This window comes from Stenotrophomonas sp. YIM B13575, assembly GCF_042787595.1.
GTDB classification, from domain to species: domain Bacteria; phylum Pseudomonadota; class Gammaproteobacteria; order Xanthomonadales; family Xanthomonadaceae; genus Stenotrophomonas; species Stenotrophomonas lactitubi_B.
Map to the genome: position 1 here is coordinate 1 of NZ_JBHZOP010000206.1, position 1,064 is coordinate 1,064.

A 1,064-nucleotide genomic window follows, 5' to 3' on the forward strand; every position below is an offset into this window, starting at 1 on the left:
TCGGGCGCGCCATCCATGGCGCTTACGCCCCTGCGCCATCCCTCCGCAGGGCCACGGACAGGTTCCGTGCGCCGCTACCGCGGAATGAAGAAGGAAGAGCGGGGGCGGGTCGCGCGCTGCGCGCGCTCTGGATGCTGGCCCTGTAGAGCCGAGCCCATGCTCGGCTGCTTTCCATTCCGCTGGCGTGGAGCCGAGCGTGGGCTCGGCTCTACAGCTGCGTCAGACTCAGTGGCCGCGTACGCGCTTGACGATCTTCGCGGCCTGCGCCGCGCTTTCGCGCACCTTGTCCCACTGGCCGGCGTCGATCCAGTTGCCCGGCACCATCCACGAGCCGCCAATGCAGACCACGTTCTTCTGCTCGAGGTATTCGGCCGCGGTGTTCTCGGTGATGCCACCGGTCGGGCACAGCTTGAGGTCGGCGATCGGGCCGGCCACGCCCTTGATCATGGCCAGGCCGCCCACGGCCGTGGCCGGGAACAGCTTGCAGACACGGAAGCCGCGCGCGTAGAGCGACAGCAGCTCGGTCGGCGTCGCCGCACCCGGTACTACCGGCAGCGGTGCCGCAGCCAGCGCATCAGCCAGCACCGGCGGCGTACCCGGGGTTACCAGGAAATCCGCGCCCGCATCGATCGATTGCTGCATCTGCTCCACCGTCAGCACCGTACCGGCGCCGACCACCACATCCGGCAGCTCGCGCTTGAGCATCGCCAGCGCTTCCATCGCCACCGGCGTCCGCAGCGTCAGCTCGATCGCCGGCAATCCCCCTTCCAGCAACGCCGCACTGACCGCACGCGCCTGGTCCAGCGTATGAATCGTCACCACCGGCAGGATGCCGGCCGCATGCAGCAACTCCGCCGCCCGCACCTGATGTTGTTCGATACCCATAGCTCTGCTTCTGCCTTTGCTTTCGCTCTTGTTGTGCTTTGAATGATCACTTCGCGGCGTATCGGCGCCGGAAACTGTGATGCGGCGGAGGGCAGGCCGTCGCCAGGACCGTGAGCGCCATGGATGGCGCGACCGAGCCTACAGGGACGTATTTACGGCGTGTCCTGGCGACGGCCTGC

Annotated in this window: 1 protein-coding gene; it reads right to left on the bottom strand. The window is 67.8% G+C overall.

Annotated features, from left to right (window positions below):
- Positions 1-225: 225 nt before the first annotated feature.
- Positions 226-885, bottom strand: coding sequence for a bifunctional 4-hydroxy-2-oxoglutarate aldolase/2-dehydro-3-deoxy-phosphogluconate aldolase (locus ACFX4F_RS21060; RefSeq protein ID WP_099820140.1), 660 nt, complete (start codon positions 883-885; stop codon positions 226-228).
- Between the last annotated feature and the right edge of the window lie 179 nt (positions 886-1,064).